The following is a 25,703-nucleotide window of genomic DNA, read 5'->3' on the forward strand; positions in this document are numbered from 1 at the left end:
TGCAGTTTCATTTGCAAATAATGTCGTTTTGAGCAGAACCTTATTTGCAAATAATGTGGTTTCAAAATCGCCTTGTTTGCAGTTTTAGCCCTGGATGTTTGCAGTTCGCTACAGCTAGGGCTTGCGGTACAGCTGACCAAATTGAAAGTGTAGTTTTTTTGGACTCTAACACCATCACCCACAACTGGTTTTGTAACACTAAAACATCAATTCGACCACGCAGTACTTCCTCGCCATCATTCAGTACCAAATCCACAGATGATTCTGCTTTAATCCTGAAAGGAGGATCGTAAAATCCAGACAGTGCTAGTAACGGCGACACCACTAGCAACATGACTGTTCCTTCTAACAAATCACCTTCGCCACGGTGGTATAGATATCTACGTCGTAGTATATCCAGGGAGGCTTTTTCTGCTTCAGTGATTTGGGGCAATTCAGTAGACCACTCTGGAAAAAATTGCTCTGACTCAATACGAACTAAACCAAAGCGGGCTTCTGCTTCGCTTAAACTGGTAATCGCTTCTGTGATTGCTGTTACCTGTGTCATTCTTTCTTCACTGCTGGTGTTCTCTTCTGTCCATACTTTCTTTTACTGTATCGGTTGGATTCTCTTTCGTGCTTAATCCAAATTGTATTACTGCTGATAGTAACGTGAGGATGATTGCCTTGGTTTACTTTTGTGATTGAGGTAGATAATCAGTTGATTATATGCCGTCTCCAACTGCTCTAAGCGATCGCTCATCGTCGTCAGTTCTTCTTCTAACTCATAAGTTGAGTCTGACTCTAGACGTGATTCTAGTTGAGCTACCCGTTGCGCCAACTGTTTAATATCAACATAACTATCGATATCAGCAGTGCTATCAAGCTTAATTACTAATTCATGGATTCCTTGCAACACTTCGGTTGTACGCCCCTGTCTGTGCAACCGAGACAATTCCCGTACAGCCTTTAGCAAGGGTAAGGGAACGCGAATCATCTGGCTGGTTGGTTGTTTCTGGCTTTGGTTTTGCGTTCGGGTCATAACGATATCTTACTTGATATCTAAACTGATATCGCTATTGTAGGCGCAAACTAAGGCAAACTGAGCTTAAATAGAAACACACTTTTATAATTACTGCTGTTGATATTGATATCAAACTGCCACTTTGTATTAAAAAGCTCACTATAACTATTACCAGACAGTTCATCTGTTATTAAGCTATAATATTAGATTGGCGCTGAATTTTATCTGTGTTTAACGCCTCAGTTAATTTGTTTGCTTTTAAATTTTTAATTGCTCAATAGCATAATTTGAATCAGTATGAGATTAATCAAAAAAACTGAAAAGCCAGTTATCAAAAATAAAGAAATCACCGAAGAACCTATACAGCAAAATCTTCAAATTGATCCTCCTGATATTCCTGAAATCAAAACTGATGAAAAACCAGAACTGAACATAGCTAACCAAGAAATTAACTATGTTCCTGACTACATATCTGTGCGCGATAACCCTCTAGTTCAATCAGTTGGTAATTCAGGGTGGCAAGTTTCTGATATTTGGCGAGATTTGCGAGTAGATAGTTTCTGCGATTGGTAGTTGATCGCCCCTGTAGTTCGAGGAAACCCTATGTCATTTTTTGTTCAGTTAGGGATGACAAAATTCACTAATTAATAAGTTTCGGGGACATACCAGGGTAATTCACGCAGTCACCAATTGAGCTAAATGTTTGAGGATACGCAGCACTTCGTACAATTCATTTCCAGGGTTACGCATTAAAAAACCTTTTGATAAAGCATAACGGGTTGGTTGCCCTTTTACTAATTTCACAAAAATAAACTCGCTACCTGTGGCAATCATTCCAAAACTGGGTTTGTCAGAATAAGGATTACCTAACATATAGGCGAGAATTTGTGCTAGTCCTTCTTCAATAGAAAATGAAGCTTTTTTTGATTCAATAATCATCACCCATAATTGGTCTTTTAAAACTAAAGTATCTATTCTGCCTTTAATGATTACATCTTCATCAGGTACAGCAATATCTATAGATTCCTCAGATTTTACATAAAACGGAGATAGGTAAAAATCTCCAATAAAAAGTATCGGATCTACAATTGCCATTCTCACAACATCTTCTAGCAATGGTGGATAATTGAGCAGATTTAGATAACCTGCTTTTACTTTATCTAAAAGTTGTTTCTCTAAATCTGTAAGCTCTGGTAATTCCTCTTGCCATTCACTGAAGAATTGTTCATCTAAAATTAACTTAATTCCAAAATTATCAATTAAATAACGTAAATCAATGTCTTTGGCTTGAAGTGTTTGTGTCATAAGTCTTGTGATTCAATTCATTAACCAGAGCCAAAATTAAAGCTACAGTTGTACTTAGCTGCTCTAATTGCCCCTCTAGCCTTTTTCAATTCTTCCTGACAATTGTATGTCTGGGTTTGTCCCTGTCATAGAACCGTCTCCTGCCAAACAAGCTTTTTCTGTGCTTGTTTCATTCTATTTGGTAATTGGAATGAGATCATCGTTTCGTACCCTCAGAAGGTAGTTTTTGTCCCGTACCTGTTGGTGGGCTTCACCGATGAAAAACTGATTCACGATAAATCAAGACTTTCATCTTCAAACCTTTATTCCCCAAGCGTTCCGCCTAGTTCGTTATTTTCCCCATTTAAAACGGTTGATAATGGTCGTTCTTGCTACTTCCTTCACCATCCCAATCCGTGTTGACTTATCAAGCTACTAATGTTTTTGCTTACCAGATTGTTCATCGGTTTTATTAGTAGGCATTTCATTATGCTCAATGTACTGAGTGATTAGTCTTGCTATCACATCTGTCATATTTTCTCCCCTTAGCACACAGGCGATTTCGAGTTTATTAACAAGTGATTTACTAATTTTGATTCGCTGTTGTTGCTTGAACGCCTCCTGGGATGCTACCACACTCACGCTTGTAAAAAAAAATACCAATGTTGATGGAATAAATGGTATCCAAACAGCCCATGTAGATAAGCCGATAAAACAGATTAAATACAGGATTGTAGCTCCTATACCTATAGCTAATCCTCTGTATAAAAATTGTTTGAAACGCCATGCTAGCAAACCTCCGGCCAAAGACCATCCCCAAACCCATAAGAATTCTCCCCATTCAGTCCAAACTGTCAGCAACGGTCGTTTATCCAAGACCGCACTAATAATTTGGCTAATCATGTGTGCCTGAACGATAACTCCGGGCATTTGTGCGTCTAATCTGCTGCTGAATGGGGTCGCCCAATAGTCAGGAAAATCACCTCTGGCTGTCACACCAATCAAAATAATTCGGTCTTTGATGGCGCTAGAGTTCATCGGACTCGATAAAATTTGGGTGAGTGTGACGGTTTCGGCAATTTTCTTGGTAGCGCGATAGTTGAGTAAGGTTTGACCGCTATTGGCATCAATGCCTTGATAGCCGCCACTACGAGATGATAAACGGGGAAAAATGGTATTATCTAACTGTAAATTTCCTTGGGGGGTAAATGTTGGTTGAATTCCCAAGGGTAAAAGATAACGAAATGCCAATTGTGTGCTGAACGCATAGTTAGCAGAACACAGAGATGCTGTTTCTGGGGTGAAAAACATCAAATGGCGACGCACCACTCCATCAGGATCATGAAGAAAGTCGCTGAATCCTTGCCGATTTTTGGGAATTTCTGGTGGTGGTTCAATACCTTTGGTGTTTGCTGTAGAATCACTACCTTTACACACACCAATCAAATTGTCTGTTTTTTGCAGCCGTTGGGCTAACTCTGGCAGTTCGGCGGGAAAATCACGATAAATATCTAAACCGATCACTCGCGGTTGGTATTTTTGTAATTTTATCAGTAAGGCATTCAGTGATTGATCAGACAGAGATGTTCCTGCTAAATTTTCACCTTTACGGCGTTGGTTGGCTAAATCAGCGTCGTCAATAGTTACAATTAATAGTCGCTGATCTGGGCCTTCATCGGGGCGAGATCGCATCATTTGGTCATAAGCTGCTAACTCCATAGCCTGTAGCACTCCCAACTGTCGCACCCCCAGACTCAAAAGAGTTACAACTAAGGTTGTAAAAACTACTGCTTGGGCTTTTAACAAACTCAAAGGTAATGGCAAATGTTCTTGCAGCCATTTATTATCAAAAACTTTCTTGTATATTAAGTTGCGTACACATAATCTACCGTTATCACGCCGTACAATACCTGTAAGCTTTAAGTGGGACTTGACCAACGATTGTTCTTCATCAAGAATGATATATTTTTCACTAAGTATATCCTTGTAAGTTCTTAAAACAGCGAACAAATCAGGCGACCTTTTAGTTAACATATCGCGCACAAACTGCAAGTTACTATCTTGCTTGTTTGTTAAGCTAAAAAACGCACTGTATACCACCTGATCAATTTCTCTTTCAGTCCAATTATCCTTTGCCTGTTCTTTTATAGTGCGGCAGAGACGCTGTGTTAAATAAGGATGTCCCGCTGTCCACTTCAGCACCCATTCTAAAACTTGCTGTGCTTTGTCCTTAGATAAACCCAAACCATCGGCTAAGGGTAAAGCTTCCTCAAAAGTAAAATCAGCCAAATCTACACGCTGTCCAATATTAAATGGTGTACGTTTGGCATCCCGAATTAAATCTCCTGGAGTCGCTACACCCAACAATACAAATGAAAGTCGGTGAAATTCAGAATTAGTTGCTCTAGCTACATACAAATAGCGAATTGCAATAAAAAAATCATCAGTAAAATCTAAGCTGAGGGTTGAGTCAATTTCATCCACAAAAATCACCACCCGCCCCTCTACCTCTGCCAGCAATACCTGCTCAAAAAACAACGTTAGGCGTTGTGAAACTCCTAGATGTGCATGTGCTTGCCACCAACTCACCACATCTGTATTCAGCATGAGTTGGTCTTCCAACTTCACCAAAAAACCAAAATACCACTGTTCGGCTGTGACTTGCGCCCCCAACTCTTGCAGGTCAACCACTATCGAACTAATCCCTTCCTCCGTTAGTGTTTGGGCCGTGCGTACCATCAAACTAGACTTACCCATCTGGCGGGGTGTGAGAACATAGGCAAAAGTTGCTTCCCGGCATAAATTCAGCAACTCCATATCTGCCTTGCGAGGAATATAAATTCCCCCACCAGCCTGCACAGTCCCGCCTACGGTGTAAATGTTTGCTTCAGCCACGCAGGTTCTCCCGAAAATACTCGCCATACAGTTGACAACGGGGCATCACTACTCGCCCTTCCCGACGCACTAAACCCGCACCTCGCAAACGGAAGAAAACTCGCTCATCCTCACAGGTGTTCTGGTGAATGACTTGCAGCATCCCTTGCACTAATTCAGTTTTGTTATGCAGCCGGAACAGATGGTTACGCAAATGATTTCCAAAGGGGCCATTATCAGCAGTAGCATTGGCAAACAGTTCATTGCTAGTGAGGCGTTGACTAGCAACCCAGTACAATGCCAGCCTGACTAAATAAGGATGTCCACCTAGCAATGCTATTAATTGCTGTTCTTCCTTGAAGTTGAGGGGTGAACCATGACGTTGGTTGAGGTCTGCAACCTGTTGGGTTGTAAAATCTTCTAAATCTATGACCACTCCCACATTAAAGGGTGATTGGTTGAGATTATCAATTAACTGGTAAGGTTCAGTGGATGTTACCAGTGCTAAATCTAGTTTTTTCCAGATGGGTGTCGTGGCACGGCTATTGTGCCAGCTTCTCAGCATCCCAAAGAAATCTGAACGAAATTCGCTATCAAAAACACTTTCTACTTCATCCATTGCCAACACTAAAGGCTGACCAAAATCCTTGAGAAGATATCGCCCTACATAGCGAGTACAACGTTGGCTATTACCTAATGGCATCTGCCAATACTCATCTACTTTATCTGCCATTTCTAGTTCATCAGTTAGCCAAGAGCAGAACTGGCGAAAGAATTTGTCAGCATTATTTAAAGTGGCTTTGTCGAATAATTGAAAATCTAGAAATGCTACCCGCTTACCTGCTGCAACTGCTGCATTATTAGTACGAATTAACAAGGAGCTTTTGCCCATCTGCCGTGGGCCTTTAATGGTGATAGTCACACCCTGACGCTTAATTGCTTCTAAAGCAAGTGGATCTGATGACCGTTCCACGTAAAATTTAGATTCACAGTCCATTGTTCCTTCCGGCATTTCTAGCGTAACTGGTTGTGCTGAAGGAAAAGGATGGGGCAATGGTGAGGGGTTAGTTTGGAGGATATCAGCTTTTGTTTGCACTGCACTAATACTTAACTGACCACCAGAGATCGCCTGATTTAATTCTGTAATTAGGCTTGGTGTATCCTCTTGCCCTTGCCAAAATGCCCAGTTTATATGATTTAAATAAGCACTCAAGGGATACTGAAACGGCTCTCGATATGCCAACCGCACTGGTAGAATTGCTGGTTTCCCTCCCTGTAATTGCGCTAAATTATGCGCCATTCTAATTTCTGCCTCTACCATCTCGCTATGAACTGACTGTGCTGACAAGAAGGTAATAAGAAAATCTGCTTGGCGGATTTCGGCTTCAATGCGTTCAGCCCAACGTGTCCCTACCAACATAGTTTGGTCAATAAACACCTGATGCTGCTTTGCTAGTGCCTGACAAACTTGCAGGGCAACTATTTCATCGGGATCTACATTCCGCTTATAACTGATGAATACACGTTTAGTCTGCGATACTTGCTGAGTATTGATGAGGTTATCTCGATGTTTCAGAACTGGCTTTGCTGATTCTGGGATATTCTCTAAGTCAATGGATACACAACCAAATTTGTAAGCATCCTGATAGGATCTACCAGCACCAAGGGCATCATAAAATCCGACTGCAAACTTAATTGCTGCCATATCCCCTATTGCTTGATTCATTCCGACAACATAATCAGTATGTTGGCGAATTGCCTCTGCTTGCACTTCGCTATAGCAGGCATTTAATACTACACACTCAATCCCCTCAAATAAGGAAAACAGTGTTGATAGTGCCTCACTACTCACTGCTTGCGCTTTACCTGTGTTATCTGCCAGAGCTAATCCTTGATTTCCTCCCCCATGTCCACAAAAATGAATAATCTCAGGATTATGATCTAGGAGAGCGCGGCGTAAATCATCTGCACGTACTGCCCATTTAGTAATAATTTCAAACTGCCCCCGACTTTTGGCACGTTCTAACCCTGCCTGAATTTCTCTGACTTCTTCATCCAGGCGCAGTCTGCCAGTATCCGTAGGATTAGCCGACAAAATCAGGATTTTTTTCACAATACAGTCAATTATTGTACACAGGCTTTTTCCAAAAGCAGTTTACTACATCTACTTTAAAAATCATACATAGGAGTCAAAGACGCTATTGGCAAATTCCGAGAATACCCAAATTCAGAGGTTGGTAGTTATAAAGCGATCGCCCGTACTTGCATCTCTGGCTTAATTTCGAGATCATCTACTTTCCCACGACTATCGCAATTGGGCATCAACTGTTCAGTAAGAGTATAAAAACCATTCAAAACCTAACCAACTTTGGGTCAATCATGCTCCAAGGTGGTTGCTCTACCTGCTTACATTTAGAAATAATATTACAAAATATTATGGATTTTTACTTAATAGTTTTTGTATTTAGAAATAACCGGGATACCCCGGTAAAACTGATGCTCAGATTTCAATCGCTCTGTTAGCTTCAAGGCACGTCTAAAAGATGAATTACTTTTACAGATAATCAGGGGATAGCCAAGATAATCGCACCAGAATGACTTTTTTTGGGGCAGTTAGATCAAGATTGGGGCAAAGAGGATAAAAAGTTGAGCGATGGATCGTAAATTGGGGTATAAGGTTACGTAAAGAGCCATTATCGTTACCTAGCTTTTATGTCTGGTCGCATCGTTAAAGTCAATAATGATACTCTGCCTTCCGTGATGGATTGGTGGACTCAGCCGGATGTGTTGGCGATGTTGTTGGCCCAAAAACGCAGTCCGTCCACCCGTAGGGCCTATGACCGAGACATTAAAGATTTTTTTGCCAAGATGTTTGGGGTAGAATCGACGGCGGAATGGGTGGTACGATTTTTGGCACTGCCGGGGGCGCAAGCTTTGGGGTGGGTGGTCAAGTACAAAGCTATGCTGATTGAGCAAGGCTTATCGGAAGCCACGGTGAATCGACGGTTAGCAGCTTTACGGGCGCTGGTGCATCAAGGTCGGGTGTTGGGGGTTTGTGGTTACACCTTGGAAGATATTAAAGGTGAGACTGTGATTAAATACCGAGATACTAGTGGTGTTACTCCCCAGGAATTTAAGCAGATATTACTGTCTTGCGATCGGTCAACGGCGAAGGGGGTCAGGGATTATGCTTTGCTGCGCTTGCTTTGGGATAATGCGCTGCGGCGGGGGGAGATTGCCAAGTTAAAAATCGGGGATTTTGACCGGAAAAATAGCAAACTACTGGTTTTGGGTAAGGGAAGGGGTAGCCAACAGGAAATAATTGATTTAACTCCTAAGACTAGAGATGCGATTTGTTATTGGTTGGCGTTTCGGGGGTTGGCATCAACTAAGGATGCGTTGTTTGTGGCGTTGGATCTGAATACGCCGGGGCATCCTTTATCGGATACAGGACTTGCCAAGATGGTGAGAACACGGGCATTAAAAGCGGGGATTACTAAGCCGTTATCACCGCACCGTATTCGGCACAGTTCGATTACGGCGGCCTTGGATGCAGGGCAGAGTGTGCGGGAGGTGCAGAAGCTGAGTCGGCACATCAAGTTGGAGACGTTGATGATTTATGACGATAATCGACAGCAGCACCAGTTGAAGGTGAGTAGTGTGCTGGCAGATTTGGTTTGATGGTTGTGATTTTACCCCCTGCGTGACCAAAATTTGAACCATAACGTGGTTCAAAAATATGTTTCGCCAAAAATTGAGTGATAAAGCGATCGCCTGAAATCTGAATTTTTATTTCTCTCTCATCACGGTACGGTACAAATGAACTATTTGACCATGTTCCTTGCTGTAATTAAGTTTTGAGTTTTTTGAACTCCATTTATAGCTTTGAACTATATGTTGTCCTAGTACAGAGTGAAGTATTTCGTGACCGTTTGGCTAAATTATCGTTCAAATCACAATGGTGTCTAGTTGCCAAAGCGATCTCTCGTTGATTAGTTCTGGGTGTCACAATTATTGTTTGTCATGACTTTATATATTACTAACTATCTGATTTTCTGACGGATGTTTGTAATGAGGTTGATTAATCGCGGGACATAGATAATCAAAAGAATTATCAGTATGTTCCAATTGCATATTCCGAGGTGCATTTAAAGCAATGACTGCATCGCCTATCTTTGCACAACACTTGCAGTTACAGGCTGCTGCACCTTGAGCCAATATCTCTTTGAGATTATTAACAATTTTGATAAATCCCCTAGTATTTGCATTTTTGGGTAGTTGGTCGGCAATTTGAACTAATTGCTCAATTTCGGAACGGTGTTGCACTAAAAGAAATTGGTCAATTTGACATTTATTTCGACAAGTATCTATATCTCCAAATTCATCAGCAAACTGCTTTAATCCTGCTGCTGCATTTTGCAAATCAAGGTCAAGGGGTACAATGGCACGGGCGCAGGCGGTAGCATCATTGTTGGTATTGTTAAACTTTTTTCTGAGTAGAAGTTCAAAACGTTTGATATAAATTCCTAAAATAGCAAGGGCTTTTTCTTTATCTTGGGGACTGCTAAAGTTAAGTTGATGCGTGCTAAAAAGTTGAGGGATAAGTTGTAAAATTGCTTTGAGTTCGCTAGTTTTAAATTTATTACTCCACAGAGTAATAGCATCTCCAATATTGTTGATAGTTTCTAAGCGCAGAACAAAGTAGAAGGAAATAAGATTAATCAGATAACTGCGCTTCATCTCCATCTGAACATAGTTAGAGATATAAAGCGGTTGGTCAGTGAATTGAGATTCAAAATACTGCTTATAGACTTGTGTACCTAGTAGCAGAGAACGTAGAACTGAGGTGTCTAAAAAGTGTTGAGGAACAGATTTCTCATCCATCCAGTGTTATTCCTCATCTTCATCTGTATCTAGATTATCGTCAAGGTTTACACCGAATGGTAGGGTATCAAAACCTAAGTGTTCTAAAGTTAAAATAGCTGACTCAAATGAGGAATTGTTGATTGTTTCTTGATTCACTAGGGACGTAAGTAATTCACAAACTCCCTTGTACTGATTGGCATTGTAGTCAATCCATCTGTTTTGAAAGGCTAGTGCATCATGCAGTGCCATTACCACTTCTGTATAGGGGTCAAAAGGTAATCTATCGCGCAACTTCCGCATGGTACGTAGTAGATTGTCTACATAGACTGCGGCTATTGGTTCTCCAGAGTAAGAGGAGAGTTTTTGTAAATCTACTAAGAGAGTTTTGGTAATTTCTACTCCTGAAACTTCTAAAACAGTCTGTTCAGTATTCATTGTTTTTATTTGCTAATAAGTTCAGTTTACTCGGAGTTTATTCACATTTTATGAGGTAGATTCATGGGATGAAACCGCAGTTGAGATACCCTCTGTAGCAACCCTAGCGGCAATACCTAAGTCTACAGGTTACTTTATTTTCTAGTCTATTAATTTTATTCCTCAAGATACTCTACTACCGCCGTCAGGTCTGCCATAGCCTGATTAAATTGATTTAACATAGCTTGGGCTACTTCTGGGTCAGCGTTGACGGTTGCAAGTTTTTTCCGTACACGACGTTCTGCGTTCTGCTATAGCCGTGACAAGCCCGTATGCCGAATTGCTGATCATAACCCTATGTTGGTGAGGACAGCAATCATGAAAACCAAGCTGGTCTTGTCCACTCTATGGCGTACTATTGACATACGAACTCCGTAAGTTAGTATATTCGTTACTTACCAACTTACAGAGTTACCAACTTACAGACTAACTAAGTTACGGAGTCAGGATGTGCGTATTATTGCTATTGTGAACGGAAAGGGGGGGTCAGCTAAGACGACAACTAGCGTCAATTTAGCCGCCATCCTTGCTGAGAAATCAAAAGTATTATTGGTAGATGCAGATCCTCAAGGTTCTGCTACTTGGTGGGCAGAACGCAATGAGCGAGATTTTGAACTAGCCAAGGAAACAGATACGAATGAGTTGTTAAAACTTAAAAAGGTGAAAGGCTTTGATTTTATTATTGTGGACACTCCGCCAGCACTCCACTTTGATGCACTGAAAATTACTATCGATGCAGCTGATTTTGTTGTGCTGCCATCTCCACCAGCCCCAATGGATCTTCAGGCGCTAATTGAAACAGTACAAGCATCAATAATGCCAGCAAAAGTTCAGTTTCGAGTTTTATTAACCCGTGTTGATCCGCGTAGTTTAGGTAAGGCGCTTGATGCTCAACAAGCATTGATGCAAGGGGGTATTCCTGCATTTAACGGATTTGTTAGGGCTTATGCTGTTCATGAACAAGCTGCTCTTGATGGCATACCAATTACTCAAGTTCGGGGAAAAGTAGCTCGTGAAGCTGAAGGGGATTATCGGCGTATTGCTGATGAGCTTTTGAGAGAGGTGAATACTCATGGCTAAGGCACGTCGTCGTTTATCTGATCTCGTTCAAGAAGAAACGCAGAAAATCAGAGAGACGAACTTACAGACTTCGGAAGTTACAAAGTCCGAAAGTTTGTCAGCAAATCCGAGTGAAGCAGAAGATAAAATTACAGAACAACAGACTTCCAATGTTACAGACTTACAGACTACCGAAGTTACAGAGCTTGTAAGTCAACCTGAATCTGCAAGCGCAACAGACTCAACACCAGAAGCAGTTGCAAAACAACAGACTCGCAATATTACAGACTTACAGACTACCGAAGTTACAAAGTCCGATAGTTTATTGGAAACTCCGAGTGAGGTAGAGGATAAACTTACAGAGCAACAGGCTTCCAATGTTACAGACTTACAGACTACCGAAGTTACAAAACCTGTAAGTCAACCGGAACCTGCAAATAGAACAAACTCAAAAACAAAAGAAGTTACAGAGCAACAGACTTTCAATATTACAAACTTACAGACTTTGGAAGTTACGGAGCCTGTAAGTCAACCAGGATTCTCAAGTAGAACAGACTCAACACCAGAAGCAGTTGCAAAACAACAGACTCGCAATATTACGGACTTACAAACTTCGGAAGTTGCAGAGTCTGTTTTTTGTAAGGAAATTGCTATTAAGCGGGAGGGTGAAGAAATCAACAAAGCTACAAAGTTACAAAGTTTGAAAGATACAGACTTACAGAGTACCGAACTTCCGAAGTATTTAAAATTGGAGCGTAAGGAAACACGATTGAGACAGGATCAGATTGACGCACTCACTGATCTAACCCGTAAATTGAACAGAACAAAACGAGTTAAAGGTGGTGAAAGACTTACAGATAATACTTTGATTCGCGTTGCAGTGGATTTACTGCTGAGTAAAGCTTCGGAGCTTCAGGGTACTACAGAAGAGGAGTTACGAAGTTCATTAGGTCTGTAAGTCACAAAGTTTGTAACTTACAGACTTTGTTATTAATCTATCCCTGCCTTATGTCTGTTTACGACTGCTAATCCTCACTTCGATTGATGAGTGTGGCTAAATTATAAAATTAGTCCTAGTTGGCATTGGTTAGTTTTTGACGTAATCTTTTTCTAACAGTAGTTAACTCTTGCTAAATCTGCTTGTTGAAATTTGAAAAGCTTTTACTTGTATGCCTCTACATATAAAAGCGGTAATGAAACTCTAGCGGATCATTTTTTCCTACGTACTTTAATATTCGTCCTACCTGTCTTGCTGCTCGGATCGTGATCGGTTCTCCTCGGTCGAACTGTGTATTATTCCAGTTCATCTTTGTTAGTGCTAAAATTTCCTGTGCCAGTAGTTTTGGTGTTTCTTCTACACGTTCACACCGGAATTTTAAAGGACGTGGTACATACATTCCTGGGTAAGTAGAGAAAAAATCAATACTACCCCGTGTATATAAAACATGAGTGGAATCATCCAGACTTAGCAGTGTGCCTCGCAGAGGTGGGTATTTTCCGTAACGAAATAGCCTAGTTTTACTTCTAGAGTCAAAGCTGATAAATTCTGCTGTATCAATGCCATGTTTATCCAAAGCATCCTGAAACCCTTCAAATTCTTCAGGAATAAATCGAGAAGTTTTATGCAATACAACTCTAGCAGGTAAGGTACGATGTTCTCGACGATACATCACAAGTGCTTTAGAAAGTAAATCTGATGCGTCAGATGCTGGAAGATAAGGTTGGCGGTCATCTTTTGACAATTCAGCTTGACCTCCACGTAAAATTACTCCTTCCCCACGCTCGTTAAAAATTTGAGCTGTACTGGTTAATAATTTTGAGCGATCAAGAGTTTTATAAAAGCTAATACCTACATAGCAGGTGGTCAAATCTCGTGAATTTCTGACCAGTCGCCAGGGAGTGCCTAGAGCTTTATAATATAGTGCTGTGTATAAATTCCAAGCACGAGTAGCTTCATCCTGCATTGATTGAGTCTTATTTTTTTGGTGATTCTTACTTATCTTTGATTTGTTTTTCGCATTATAGGTTGAAGGTAAAATAATTTGCGTTGGCTTTCTTAATGCCATTGCTTTGGCTTTAAATAAATCATGAAAATCTAACTCAACTTCTTTTTGATTATCTTTATTAGGAGAAGAAGATTGATTACTACTATCAATATCCTCCCCCTGTACAAACATTTTTTCCAATAATGCTTCTGGTAATGCACATATTAAAACATCAGGGTTAGTTTTCTCATCAATATACCTTAACTCCTCAATTAAAAAATCGACTGTATCGTTAATTAGTTGATTAATATTCTGAATTTGCAAAAGTTTTTCAATGTCTTTATTTGATATAATTGCGTTTCGTCGAGAGTCTGTGCTGATAGCAGTAGGTAGATTGCTTTCTTCTCCAAAACCAGGGAAAGCAGGAAATAGATATGGTTGCTTACTGTTCTTTGCTTCAATTCCCTGCCTGGATTTTTCTAGCCAATTTTCCAGACTAGCAACTGTTTCAGATGTACCAATAATTCCTAATTTGATTTCTTTTGGGGCTGATGTACTGTCATAGTCAAGTGGTTTATAGTGCATCATCCCAAAGCGGATATCGAGATGTTGTCCACCGTTGCCAAACTCTAACTCTGGTTCTTGTAAAAATTCAATCTTCATTGTTTATTTGAAATAAAGGTAAATCATTTAAAGATTCTTTTAACAATGCAGTTGTTTCATCGTCTTCATTCCTTAACCAAATCTCATCATCAATACCAACTTCAATCTCAAATTTTTCTAAGGTTTCAAAAAACTGTAAAAATGGGTAACTTTGAAGAAATAAATCACCTTGAGCAGGGGTAATTAAATACTCAGCCCACATTATAAGTTGACCAAATACTGCCGGATTCTTTTCAATGCGTTTTATTCCTGAAAGATGATTTTGCTCAAACTTATCTCTGGTATAGCCGTCCCTTGTAAAAAAATAAGTTGGAGTGATTTCTAAAAACCAGTCAGAACCGATACGTATAAACTGTCCTTCAAAAGCAGAATGTCGGTAATAAGCTACTTGCTCAGAATTTTTCTTACAATATGCCAGAAAAACATCTCGATGTGTTTTTTTGGACAGACTATGATAATGGTATCGACGCACCGACAAGTCATTAGTAGGTTTGAAGTAATAACATTTTTTCTTTTGGTCGTAGGATAAATCCTTTTTTACTTTCTCACGCAGTGCATTATTAAGTAACCACACAAATTCCTGCTGGCGTTCAAGCCGGTTAGATAGTGACCACTCCTCTACGCCATGCTGCTCAACAGTTCCTAAATCGCAGATTTCTGTCCAAGGTGCTTGCCGTAAGTTATGAAAACTAAGTACAAAATTTTCTTTTAACAACCACTCTTGCCCTGAAGTTCGACCAATTTTCTGAAGAACTGAATAAGCTTTAGATTCATCCTCTGTTAAAGTGTAAGCAGTGTAGAGATGTTCTGAAATTTGAGATACTTTTAGCAGATTTGAGTACAATTTTTCTACTTTTGGTTTTGGCGCGAGATAAAGCCCTGAGTTTTTGGGAACAGCCAGTTTAATCAATTCATCTCTTGCATTGACATCAAAACGATTAAAACGCTTGTCAAAAATAACTTTTTTAGATTGCCGTCGCTTGGCATCATTAAAGTAATCCTTAACAGAAACCCAAAAAGCTTCTTTAGTTAAAGTTTTAACAACAATCACAATAACTGGAGCATTGCCTTGTAGCCAGTAGTCAATATCTCTTTCCTCAAATCGATACTCAAAACTGTTTTCATTTTCAGCTTGAAGAGGAGTTTTTTGAGTAGCTTTACTTTGAACTTGAAGGATACAATTTGTGACCTCGCCTGTTAGGACATCACGGATTTCAATGATGCCGTCAATACCTGCCTCTACACCTCCAGTTGGATACCAAAGGAATCCCATCTCTAGGACGACCTGTTCAATAATATTTATGCCCTGTTGTCCGATTATGTCAGATTGACCAATTTTCTTTTTAGGCACTTGGCGACTTTGCAATAGACTAAATAATACAGGTGTACCATATCATAACCGAAGAATTTACGTAAGCAAGGTATTGTATTTTTATTTTTTTAAAAAGTTTATTCTTATTTACATAAAATAAATTTTTTTAGCGTAGGGATATCATTTCGGATTAAATCAATAAAAAATTTATAAATAAATTTTTCGTCTCCTCAAATGTTATGACCTTACACCTGCTACTAAGATTAACCGTTAGGTATAGTGCATCAACTGTGAAAATTGACCCATATTGCAAAGCTAAAGTTCTGAATCAGCAAGAGATTCAACTTCTGTTCATCAAAGGTTTAACCACAGTACGTGACCGTACCGTGTGCGCCGTCATGCGATACACTGCTTGGCATGTCAGGGAATAGCCATTTTAAATCGGGAAAGAGCGGTTTATCGATCTAGCCGGGACGCATCACGGCTAAAGGTTTCGAGCGTTATCTTCATAATTAGAGGGATGAATGCTTTCTGGTGATGGGCTACAGATTATCGCAGGCGATCGCCTACTTTAATTTTGTTAAACAAGCATTTGCTCAAGTGTAAGTTTGCGTTTTTCCCAGTCAGGCATAATTGAGATGAGAAGGTCATAAAAAGCACAACTGTGGTCTGGATGTTTTAGGTGGCAGAGTTCGTGAGTTATCACGTAATCGATACCTCTAGAGGAAGCGCGAATTAAATCACGATTGAGAATAATAGTGCCATTAGCAGTCAAGCTACCCCATCGCTTAGAAAGATGGCGAATTTGTAGATTAGGACGTTCCTGCCCAAAACGCTTAAAATTAACAAAGCAGAAATCTAACCGTTCGTTGAATTTAGCTTGAGCGCGTTCCAGATACCAGTTTTCTAGAAGTTGTTGAGTGGTTTCTGTGCAGTGTGGTTGAGGAGTTTGCACATAAATATAACAACCCCTGAGCTTGACTGATGGTTGTGAATTTATTTCTACTTTTAAACGGTATTGCCTACCTAAGTAGAGATGGGTTTCTCCACTGATGTATTTCCTGGGTGGTGTGCGGGGTTCAAACTGGCTAAAATACTGTTGTTGTTTGAGAATCCAGCGTGCGTGCTTTTTAACACGTTGGTCAATCTCTTCTACTAGGGCATCAATGGGAGCTTTGACTATAACTTGTTGGTTGGGGTGAACGGAGATATCTAGAGTCTTACGCTCCAAAAAGTTGACCTCAAAGGCGATAATTTCATCGCCATAGTTGATGGTGCGGGTAGTTACGTTCATTTTGCCATTCTACGTCTTGCAATTTGCAAGGACTCTTGAATGATTGTATCCATTTGCTCATGGTCAATATCAATGTCATGTTCGTCGCGGATAACATCATAGAGGTAATCGTCGATGTCGTTCATCATATTTTTTTGGACATTCTCATTATTTATCCAATCGACAATTGTACGTTTATCAATGATATTGTAGATGGCGATCGCTGCTGATGCGCTAATAGTGTCAATCTCAGTTTGATTTTGGATGTGCTTTTCCAAAACTGGTTTAATTAAGCCATAAAACGCTAAAGCAACTGGGTTGTGTCGCAGTTCGTTTGGTTGGTTGTCAGTTTTGCGGTTAACTATAGCATCTCGAATTTCTTCAGCTTTCCGCAAATATTCCGCTTCTGAAATACGTTTAGCGCGAAAGTCATTAATAGTTTGCTGAATCAATTCTGAGAATTGTCGATAAAAAGCAGGGTCTTCCTGCATACGCTCTGTAATAGTGCGTTTAGTAGCACTGGTAATAATATCAGCGCGGGATGCAGGCTTATCTTTTTGCTGCTCTTTGATGGTTTGAAATTGTGCTTCATCAAAAATGTTGAAGGGGGCAGCGATTTGCACTACCTCGGTTGCAGAGATGTGGGTATCTAGCAGTTTTTGGATTTTTGGTTCTAAATCCCGGTAATCGACAGTTTCTTGATAACGAAGTTTAACTGCTGCTTTTAGGTTCTGAAACCGTTTTAAGTCTTTTTTATAACGGTCAATTTTCTGCTCTGGTGTTTCTAGTAAGAACTTGTCAGAAGATAAGGACATTGCTAATGTTTTAGCATACTGTGCTAACCGTTCATAAAACTCATCTCGCAATTTTTCATTGCCCAGTAATTGTTCATAAGCTTCCTCATCATGGGTATTTTGAATTTCTTTAAAAATATCCAGCAACTCGGCATAGTGTTGAGGCAGTTTACTGATTTCCTTGCGGATATTGGTGAGCGTGTCTGCCAAATCTTCTTCTTCAAAGCCTTCTAACGCGCTGTAAGCAGTCAAAGCTTTGTCCATGTCTCCTAATATCCCTGCATAATCAATGATGTAACCAAACTCTTTTTCGGCACAGGTGGCTTCATTAGAGTAGAGACGGTTAACACGAGCGATAGCCTGCAATAATGTATGTTCTTTTAATGAGCGGGTAAGGTATAAAACTGTATTTCGAGGAGCATCAAAACCAGTTAGTAACTTATCAACTACTATCAGGATTTCTGGGGTGTCACCGTTCTTAAAACTGTTAATGAGTTGCTGGTTGTACTCCCGCTCCGAACCGTAGCGTTTCATCATCTGCTGCCAGAATTTTTGCACCTCATCACTGGGTTCATCTTCTACGTCCTCATAACCTTCACGGTTATCTGGTGGTGAGATAATTACCTCAGAGGTGACATAGCCGATTTCATCCAGAAATTGTTTGTATTTTAAGGCACTCTCTTTGCCAGGGGCCACAAGTTGGGCTTTGAATCCTGTTCGTTGCCAGTTCTGTCTGTAGTGTTCACTGATGTCAAAGGCACGGCAATAAATAGTCTGCTCGGTTTTATTGAGCATGGCAGCTTGGCTGTATTTGCGCTTGAGGTCTGTCTTTTGTTGGTCGGTGAGTCCCTGACATAAACGCTCAAACCAAGTATCGATGGCTTTTTGATTGACTTGCTGCTCACTATGCCGTCCCTCGTAGAGCAATGGCACTACTGCCCCATCTTCTACGGCACGACGGATAGTATATGATGGCTCAATGATGCCACCAAATCTAGCGAAAGTATTTTTTTGCTTTTTCATGAGCGGAGTGCCAGTAAAGCCTAGATAGCACCCGTTAGGAAGAACTTGCCGCATTTTTGGGTGAAAGCTACCGTACTGGCTACGATGGCTCTCGTCTACCAGAATAAAGATGTTGGGGTCAGGGTCGGAGAATTTCCGCACTCCCAGAGCAGCAGTAAATTTGTTGATGAGGGTAGTAATAATATTGGCTTTCTTCTCCTCAATCAACTTAGCTAGGTGGCGACCAGAAATGGCTTTTACTGGCTGCATTCCACAACTAGCAAAGGTTTTTTTGATTTGGTCGTCTAAATCAACCCGGTCAGTCACAAGCACAATGCGAGGATTGAGAATATCTGGATCAAGTGCCAATGCCCGTGCCATCATTACCATAGTCAAGGATTTCCCAGACCCTTGAGTGTGCCAGATAACACCACCCTTACGCCCTCCTCGGTCATCAAATTGTTTGACGCGCTGAAGGATATTTTTGACTGCAAAGAATTGTTGATAACGGGCAACTTTTCGTACACCAGCATCAAATACGGTAAACTGGTATGCTATATCAAGCAACCGTTCTGGACGACAAAGACTGTAAAGCGTGCGGTCTTGGACGGTAATTTGTCGTGATCCTTCTGCGGCTAAGTTATCGAAGAAAGAACGTGTTGGGGCAAAATCGCTGCTAAAAAGGCGATTTTCTTGTTCGTCTTGGAGGGGAGTGTTGACGGAAATAGCAATGTCTTCTTCCGTGTCGAACTCTTCACGCCAAACTGCCCAAAACTTGGCAGAAGTACCAGTAGTAGCGTATTTTACTTCATTTTTGTTAGTTGCTAGTAGTAATTGGGTGTAGATAAACAGTTGAGGAATATATTCGTCTCGCTGGTTACGGATGCACTGAGAAACAGCTTGCTCAACTTCTATTTTTGGAGATTTGCACTCAATAACAGCAAACGGGATACCATTGACGAACAGGACAATATCTAAACGTGCTGTTTCCGTGCTATGAGTACGTTCTACGCTAAATTCGGCTGTAACATTAAAGACGTTATTTTGCCAGTTACGCCAGTCGATGTAGCGTAGGCTGTAACTTTTGGAACTGCCGTCAATAGTTTGTTCTAGGCTAGTACCGAGAGTGAGGTAGTCATAAATTTCTTCGTTGGTTTTGAGTAAGCCATCGTAACGGACATTTTTGAGGCGGAGGATGGCTTCCTGAATATTGGCTTCACTGAATTGATATTCTTGTCTTTTGAAGGTGATACGGTTGATTTCTTGCAGTTGCTTACTTAAAATGTCTTCTAATAGTACATTGCTAAGTTTCCCCCGTCGCTGACTTTTAATTTCTTCTGGGGTAAGGTAATTGTATCCCAGGTTAATCAGTAGTTGTAAGACGGGAATTTGAGATAAACATTTTTCGTCGAACTGGAATTTTGGCATTATTTTTCTGATTGGCGTAGCAAGGTTTTGAGTTCTCGCAGCATTTGACTGGTTCCGTCATCAATGGCTTTTTGCACCAGTCGGGGAATAAGTTTTGTTATCGGTAAGTCGGGAAAGGTGGGACTAAACGCAGACTCTACGTAGTTGTTGCCTTGGAGGATGTAAAGATTTAACTGATGTTTGTTGTAAATCCATATTTCAGGAACGCCCAGAGCTATGTATGCGTTGAGAGTGGTTTTTGAAGTAACATCAGATTCAATGGCTAGGTCTGGGGGAGGATAAATGTCCAAATCCATTTGAGTACATCCTTTTACCTGGCTGGCGTTTTGGATATAGAAGCAGGTATCTGGTTCTACCCCAGCGATATCTGGACGTTTAAAGGTAGTGGAGCCAAAATCTTCCCAGTTGCGTCCTTGGATTTCTAGGATTGTGGTGATAATGTAAGCAATAATGCGATGGGGACGCTCATGTAATGCTAACGGGGACATGATTTCTAGGGTTCCTCGGTAGTATGCAATGCGAGTGTGACGTTTTTCTCCTAAGTCTACGAGAAGTCGCTCAAAATCTTGCCAAGAAAGGTTATGAATGGCAATTTGGCTACCGGGAGCGAGTTCTATGGCTTGAATAGGTATAATTACTGTCATTTTTTGTTGACCTTAGCTATGCTGCTGTTTCTTCAATTTTGACGCGCCATTCTCCTGTAAGGAGTTTTTGCATGAGTCCACGTTTTTGTTCAATTAATTTAATGAGTAGCTTATTTAGAAGCTCCAGCTCATGATTCATGAAAGAAGCTGTCTTCGCTATTTCAACTTGCTGATGACGACTGGGTAGAGGAATTTTAAGACTTTTGATATTAGCTTGGTTAACGGATGGTTGAGCACCGATAGCAACAAAATCCCATAGCTTCTGTTTAAAATAGGGAGTTGTCATCCAATGATAAAGATATTCAGGCTCTACCGAAATAGCCCGAATAATCACAGTATTAGGGTTTATAGTTGCATAGCCAATATCCCTATTGACAAATGCAACTTTACCGATTGTATTTCCTGTCTTTACTAAGATAATATCTAATGGCTTGATTTTTATCTCTGGCGATTCTTCATATTTTTCAAATGATAAATATGTTGAATTGGTGAAATCTAACTTGTCATCTTTAGTGATATTTGTTCCTCCAATTACAAGAACACCGTCACTTCTGTCACTTCTCAAGTCATTGCATGTGTAACCACGCCAGCCAATTCTTCCCTTAATTTCTGCAATATTGCCTAAAGAAACAGCTTCGCAATCGTTTTTAGCAAAAATTTGTTGAATTAATTTAATCCTAAGCTTTTGCTTGGCTGTAATTAGCTTTTCTGTTTTAGCGATCGCTTCATCCCAAGTCGCCAAAATCTCAGCTATTTTCTTCTGTTCTGCAATTGGCGGGAGTATAACTATTAATTTCTCAAGGACAGATTTATTGATTTTTTTCATGCTACCGCTAGTACCAGCAGCAGATTTTTTAATATATGTAAAAGCGTACTTACTTCTTAAGTATGCAGCAAGGTAATCTATTGATACTTTTTCTGGACAAACCCTGAAACACATCATTAAATCTGGATAGGCACAATTGTCAATTTCTCCTCTAAAAAGTGCTGAACGTCCTACTTTATCAAGCGTGTTTGAACGACTTACTAGAAAGTCTCCTGGAGATAAAAAATATTTTTTAACCTTTGAATCATTTTGTGGTGCTGGTTTTTTCCGAGAAATATCTAATCCATTTTCTCCTAAAGCTCCAAGACCTAATATCCATCTACCATTAGGTTCGTCATCACAAATAGGAGAATAACCATTTTGAATTGGTTTACTAAGTAGCTGTTTTAGAGTAACTTTATCCCAATCTTTAGGAAACATCAACACCAAGCTCCTTCAAATAAACCGCCATTTTCCCCCTTACTTCAAATAATTCTGCTTCTAACTGCTCAATCTCTTGCTGCACTGCCAGAATGTCAATTTCTTCCTCCTCCTCAAACGTGTCTACATAACGAGAAATATTTAAGTTAAAATCGTTCTCCTGAATTTCCTCTAAAGATGCCACACGAGCATACTTTGGCACATTCTGCCGTTCCCGATAAACTTGAACAATTTTCTCTAAATGCTCATCTAACAGAGTATTTTGATTCTTCCCACTTTGAAAATCATTACTCCCATCAATAAACATTACATCCTGACAGTTCTCATTTACACCGCCTTTCTCCCGCGACTTATCAAACACCAAAATCGCTACTGGAATCGACGTACTCGGAAACAAATTTGCTGGTAGACCTATCACCGCATTCAATAAGTTCTCCTCAATCAACTTTTGACGAATACGCCCCTCACTTGATCCCCGGAACAGTACCCCATGCGGTGCAATTACCACTACACGCCCCTCTTTGGGTTGAGCAATTTCAATCATGTGGGTGATAAAGGCATAGTCTCCCTTAGTTTTTGGTGGCACACCCCGCCAATAGCGGTTATAAGTATCTTTCTCTGCATCCTCTGCCCCCCACTTTTCCAAAGAAAAGGGCGGATTCGCTACCACCACATTAAACTTCATTAATTTATCTAATTCCACCAAAGCTGGACTGTTAAGTGTATCGCACCACTCAATTCTGGCACCATCTTTCTTGTGCAGAAACATATTCATCCGCGCCAACGCCCAAGCACCGCCGTTTACCTCTTGCCCAAACAGCGAGTAATTATTACTACCTACCTCATTAGCAACTTCAATCAATAATGACCCAGAACCACAAGCAGGGTCACAAATTCTGTCCCCTGGCTTTGGCTGCGCCAGTTTCGCCACTAACTTAGAAATTTGCGCTGGCGTAAAAAATTCTCCCGCTTTTTTACCTGCTCCAGACGCAAACCTTTCAATTAAATAGATGTAGGCATTGCCAATAATATCTTCACCTACCCGCGAAGGACTTAAATCCAGCTTGGGATTAGCAAAGTCTTCAATCAGGTTCTTTAGTCTTCGGTTACGGTCTTTGGTCTTGCCCAAGTTCGCTTCTGAGTTAAAATCAATTTTCCGAAACACCCCATTTAGCTTGGCTTTATTCGCTGGGTGTTCTTCAATCTGCTCTAAGACTTCATTGATAATTTCGCCAATATTATCTGCATTACGTTGGTCGTAAAGGTCATAAAAACTTGCACCTTGAGGCAACACAAAGCGTTCCCGCTCCATTTTTCGCCGAATACGCTCATCGTCATCCCCGTACTGCTTCCGATACTCCTCATAGTGGTCGCGCCAAATATCGCTAATGTACTTGAGAAACAGAAACACCAAAATGTAATTCTTATACTCTGACGGGTCAATCACTCCCCGGAAAGTGTCACATGCTGCCCACAGAATGCTATTAATTTCGTCTTGCTTAATTTTGTCAGTTTCAGCCATCAGTTTAATCTCGTTACAAAATTGTTACAAAATATACATAAAATATTTGGCACAGAACATACATTTGTACCAAAATCTTTAGTTCAAATCAACCAGAGTCTTTGGAACTTGTATTTTGGTTGCTTTGCCCTACAGCTTTCTGCATTAACACTGCATCAATGTATACCTTACGCTTTTGTGCCAGTTCCTGCATGAGTTGCTGCTCACGCTGATTTAACTCTGCAACCTGCACAATTGCCTCCTGTATTGCTAATGGTGGTAGGTCTATTACTAGCTCTGCTAATGCCAACTTACTCACCATCCGTTGGCTAGTACCCTCAGCAAAACGATTAATTTGCTTCTGCCCATAGGGATGATTAAGATACCAAGCTAAATATGCTGGGTTTACATGGCTCGACTTCGCTCTAATGACTATTAGAGGTGATGCTGCTACATAAGGTTCAATTTTCTCCGTTACCAGTGCTGTAGTATTAGTAACGCCTCTAGATCGGAACAAAAGGTCATTTTGTTTTAGTAAGTGCTTTTCGCTTAAATCTTCTAACTGTAATTTGTAAACATCAGTTAAATTTAGGCGATTATAGTCATCAATATCCTTCATTTGAATTACTCCCACCGTTCCCTCTGGGTCACGCTCAACCCTTGTACGGAAGGGATAACCCATGTAAATTGATGCAATTTTCCCCAGTTTGACTTCTTGATTAGCTTCATGAGTTGACTTCAATTTGGCTTTCGTCATGGGTATTAGGACTTACTTAATAAAAAAGCGAGGCGGCGTGTTACAAAAATACTCCCTAACCCTGTGTTGCACACTTAACCAAGATGAAACTGTGCAGAGAATTTTATTGGTATTAAAATTCCTGCACAGCATCAAAGTTTATAGCCAGTCAGCCTGACCTTTAGCTACATTTTCTACCTTGGCAGGGCAGAGGTGATGCAAGGGACACCAGCGACATTCGTGTACACTGGGTGTAACAAGTGGCGTAGTTGCACTTGTCATAGTGTTAACTAACTCTGCAACTTGACGCTTAAAATCAGTTGTAATCTCTGTAGCTGGAATCTCAGAAACTTGACCTTGGTGGACTAGCTGCCCTGTGGGAATTTGGCAGATACCATGCAAACGAACAGCAGGAATCAAAGCCATATATAGCTTAACTTGAGCAATATCACTTGCCTTTAGTTCTTTCCCAGTCTTAATATCTGGCACAATTACTTCATCCCCACGCACTGCCACCATGTCGGGCTGGGCTGAAATCAGCGCACCTGCTTTTGTTTCATACCAAAAGCTGTTAGAAGCTTCTGTGTAAACAGTATAGCCCTCTGCTTTCAGTTCCTTGGCGTATTGGTTGAGAACAGCTTGGTGCTTGAGTTTGTAACCTTGGGCATCAAAGTCGTTGTCAGCTTTTGGGATAAAGTAGTTCCCCTGAGTGTGCAGCGAAAACATACACTGGCGATCGCCAGAGAGTGCTTTCGCTAACCAACTGGGATGAATGTATGTCTGCTTCCGGGAAGCTAATCCCAAACTAGTAGCAGTCAACTGCTGTGGTAGCAGCACCTGAGAGGATGATACCTCGGCTGGTTGGTTTACCTGTTGAGAATGTCCAACTGAGAGGACATCGACTTTGTTCAATGCAGTGGCATTGTTTGTCATAATAGATTTACGAAAAAAATAAAGAACATTGAGATCCTTATCTGGGATCTTTTTCTTGAAAAACAGCCATGTTGCAACTCGATTACTGGAAAAATTCCTGCATTTCGAGTTGTTCAAATTTTGGCACAACCCTATAGAGCCTGTCAACTAATTTTTTTGTTGCAATCGAGTTGCAATTTTAGATCGATTGCAAAAAGTGCAGCACTCGCCTGGATAAAATTTACAATCAATCTTCCTGGGGAGCTAAAGCTTGTTCTTTCGCCACAGCCTCAGCTATAACTTGCCGCAGCTATTCGGAACGGTTGGGCTTGTTACGCACATAACTATCTAATTGGTCTGGCAAAAGTACAGATATAGGTTTCGCACCAGATTTTACTCCTACTCCTATTGATTGAAAGCGAGTAGCAATATCATTTCTTTCCATGAGTCCATCCCAAAAATCGCTTGAGTTCGCGTTCGTATAGTTTCCGAGTGTTAGGCGCAAGGTTATTACTGCGTAAAAATTCTAATACTTTCATCCATCGGATATCAGTGGATACAGATGTTTTTGTCGCACGCGATCGCAAAAGCAGCAGTGTGAAACTAACACCCAAAATTGTATGTGACTTTAGTTGAAATTTGTCTGA

Annotated in this window: 21 protein-coding genes and 2 pseudogenes; 5 read left to right on the forward strand and 18 right to left on the reverse strand. The window is 40.6% G+C overall.

All coding sequences use genetic code 11. The annotated features are described in order from the left end of the window. Positions 1-112 precede the first annotated feature (112 nt). Positions 113-547 (reverse strand): annotated as a pseudogene (locus H6G28_RS27165) (type I restriction endonuclease subunit R); the annotation flags it as partial. An 87-nt stretch (positions 548-634) separates the two neighbouring features. Further along, positions 635-1,021 carry a hypothetical protein gene (locus H6G28_RS27170; RefSeq protein ID WP_190675607.1) on the reverse strand — a complete coding sequence of 129 codons (387 nt, stop codon included), beginning with the start codon at positions 1,019-1,021 and terminating at the stop codon, positions 635-637. A 279-nt stretch (positions 1,022-1,300) separates the two neighbouring features. Here H6G28_RS27170 and H6G28_RS27175 point away from each other — a divergent pair, with 279 nt between their 5' ends. After that, positions 1,301-1,576, forward strand: coding sequence for a hypothetical protein (locus H6G28_RS27175; RefSeq protein WP_190675608.1), 276 nt, complete (start codon positions 1,301-1,303; stop codon positions 1,574-1,576). A gap of 102 nt (positions 1,577-1,678) precedes the next feature. Here H6G28_RS27175 and H6G28_RS27180 read toward each other — a convergent pair whose 3' ends face one another. From H6G28_RS27180 to H6G28_RS27190, 3 genes are all read right to left on the reverse strand, one after another. Continuing rightward, on the reverse strand, positions 1,679-2,308 hold the full coding sequence (locus H6G28_RS27180; protein WP_190675610.1) for a restriction endonuclease subunit R: 630 nt from the start codon (positions 2,306-2,308) through the stop codon (positions 1,679-1,681). A gap of 414 nt (positions 2,309-2,722) precedes the next feature. Continuing rightward, positions 2,723-5,182 (reverse strand): CHASE2 domain-containing protein, encoded by a 2,460-nt coding sequence (locus H6G28_RS27185; RefSeq protein WP_313950002.1) that lies wholly within the window; start codon positions 5,180-5,182, stop codon positions 2,723-2,725. Continuing rightward, positions 5,175-7,274, reverse strand: coding sequence for an AAA-like domain-containing protein (locus H6G28_RS27190; RefSeq protein ID WP_190675615.1), 2,100 nt, complete (start codon positions 7,272-7,274; stop codon positions 5,175-5,177). The genes H6G28_RS27185 and H6G28_RS27190 overlap by 8 nt, the downstream gene beginning before the upstream one ends. A 599-nt stretch (positions 7,275-7,873) precedes the next feature. Between H6G28_RS27190 and H6G28_RS27195 the strand changes: the two genes are divergently transcribed. Next, entirely contained in the window at positions 7,874-8,842 is a 969-nt protein-coding gene (locus H6G28_RS27195; RefSeq protein ID WP_190675618.1) for a tyrosine-type recombinase/integrase, read from the forward strand. A 348-nt stretch (positions 8,843-9,190) separates the two neighbouring features. Here the strand turns inward: H6G28_RS27195 and H6G28_RS27200 are convergent, their stop codons facing one another. Next, entirely contained in the window at positions 9,191-10,045 is an 855-nt protein-coding gene (locus H6G28_RS27200) for a hypothetical protein (RefSeq protein ID WP_190675620.1), read from the reverse strand. A gap of 6 nt (positions 10,046-10,051) precedes the next feature. Next, a complete protein-coding gene (locus tag H6G28_RS27205) occupies positions 10,052-10,462 on the reverse strand; it encodes a hypothetical protein (protein ID WP_190675622.1) in 411 nt (136 codons plus the stop codon). A 489-nt stretch (positions 10,463-10,951) separates the two neighbouring features. Between H6G28_RS27205 and H6G28_RS27210 the strand changes: the two genes are divergently transcribed. Both H6G28_RS27210 and H6G28_RS27215 read left to right on the forward strand, forming a co-directional pair. Further along, positions 10,952-11,581: a ParA family protein gene (locus H6G28_RS27210; protein WP_190675623.1), complete on the forward strand. Its 630-nt coding sequence runs from the start codon at positions 10,952-10,954 to the stop codon at positions 11,579-11,581. Then, the gene (locus H6G28_RS27215) at positions 11,574-12,518 is read left to right on the forward strand and encodes a hypothetical protein (RefSeq protein WP_190675626.1); all 945 of its coding nucleotides are present in this window, start codon (positions 11,574-11,576) and stop codon (positions 12,516-12,518) included. Before H6G28_RS27210 ends, H6G28_RS27215 begins: the two co-directional genes overlap by 8 nt. A gap of 217 nt (positions 12,519-12,735) precedes the next feature. On the opposite strand, the gene H6G28_RS27220 is transcribed toward H6G28_RS27215, so the two are convergent. Beyond that, on the reverse strand, positions 12,736-14,208 hold the full coding sequence (locus tag H6G28_RS27220) for an argonaute/piwi family protein (protein ID WP_190675628.1): 1,473 nt from the start codon (positions 14,206-14,208) through the stop codon (positions 12,736-12,738). Further along, positions 14,198-15,559, reverse strand: a complete 1,362-nt coding sequence (locus H6G28_RS27225) for a DUF4365 domain-containing protein (RefSeq protein ID WP_190675630.1) — start codon at positions 15,557-15,559, stop codon at positions 14,198-14,200. Before H6G28_RS27225 ends, H6G28_RS27220 begins: the two co-directional genes overlap by 11 nt. A gap of 200 nt (positions 15,560-15,759) precedes the next feature. On the opposite strand from H6G28_RS27225, the gene H6G28_RS36595 reads away from it, so the two are divergent. Further along, on the forward strand, positions 15,760-15,951 hold the full coding sequence (locus tag H6G28_RS36595; RefSeq protein WP_206758268.1) for a hypothetical protein: 192 nt from the start codon (positions 15,760-15,762) through the stop codon (positions 15,949-15,951). A 149-nt stretch (positions 15,952-16,100) separates the two neighbouring features. Here the strand turns inward: H6G28_RS36595 and H6G28_RS27230 are convergent, their stop codons facing one another. From H6G28_RS27230 to H6G28_RS27270, 9 genes and pseudogenes are all read right to left on the reverse strand, one after another. Beyond that, on the reverse strand, positions 16,101-16,814 hold the full coding sequence (locus H6G28_RS27230) for a M48 family metallopeptidase (protein ID WP_190675632.1): 714 nt from the start codon (positions 16,812-16,814) through the stop codon (positions 16,101-16,103). Beyond that, a complete protein-coding gene (locus tag H6G28_RS27235; RefSeq protein ID WP_190675634.1) occupies positions 16,811-20,017 on the reverse strand; it encodes a type I restriction endonuclease subunit R in 3,207 nt (1,068 codons plus the stop codon). The genes H6G28_RS27230 and H6G28_RS27235 overlap by 4 nt, the downstream gene beginning before the upstream one ends. Next, on the reverse strand, positions 20,017-20,661 hold the full coding sequence (locus H6G28_RS27240; protein WP_190675636.1) for a Uma2 family endonuclease: 645 nt from the start codon (positions 20,659-20,661) through the stop codon (positions 20,017-20,019). The genes H6G28_RS27235 and H6G28_RS27240 overlap by 1 nt, the downstream gene beginning before the upstream one ends. 16 nt (positions 20,662-20,677) lie before the next feature. Then, positions 20,678-21,907 carry a restriction endonuclease subunit S gene (locus H6G28_RS27245; protein WP_190675637.1) on the reverse strand — a complete coding sequence of 410 codons (1,230 nt, stop codon included), beginning with the start codon at positions 21,905-21,907 and terminating at the stop codon, positions 20,678-20,680. Continuing rightward, positions 21,897-23,429, reverse strand: coding sequence for a type I restriction-modification system subunit M (locus H6G28_RS27250; RefSeq protein WP_190675639.1), 1,533 nt, complete (start codon positions 23,427-23,429; stop codon positions 21,897-21,899). The genes H6G28_RS27245 and H6G28_RS27250 overlap by 11 nt, the downstream gene beginning before the upstream one ends. An 88-nt stretch (positions 23,430-23,517) precedes the next feature. Next, positions 23,518-24,165, reverse strand: a complete 648-nt coding sequence (locus H6G28_RS27255; RefSeq protein ID WP_190675641.1) for a restriction endonuclease subunit S — start codon at positions 24,163-24,165, stop codon at positions 23,518-23,520. A 138-nt stretch (positions 24,166-24,303) separates the two neighbouring features. Then, positions 24,304-25,077 carry a PD-(D/E)XK nuclease family protein gene (locus H6G28_RS27260; RefSeq protein WP_190675643.1) on the reverse strand — a complete coding sequence of 258 codons (774 nt, stop codon included), beginning with the start codon at positions 25,075-25,077 and terminating at the stop codon, positions 24,304-24,306. Between the two features lie 289 nt (positions 25,078-25,366). Then, positions 25,367-25,501 carry a hypothetical protein gene (locus H6G28_RS37495; protein WP_277883261.1) on the reverse strand — a complete coding sequence of 45 codons (135 nt, stop codon included), beginning with the start codon at positions 25,499-25,501 and terminating at the stop codon, positions 25,367-25,369. A gap of 1 nt (position 25,502) precedes the next feature. Continuing rightward, a pseudogene (locus tag H6G28_RS27270) lies at positions 25,503-25,625 on the reverse strand (tyrosine-type recombinase/integrase); the annotation flags it as partial. Positions 25,626-25,703: the final 78 nt, after the last annotated feature.

The organism is Nostoc sp. FACHB-190 (genome assembly GCF_014696905.1).
In the GTDB taxonomy this organism is placed as follows: Bacteria; Cyanobacteriota; Cyanobacteriia; order Cyanobacteriales; family Nostocaceae; genus Nostoc_B.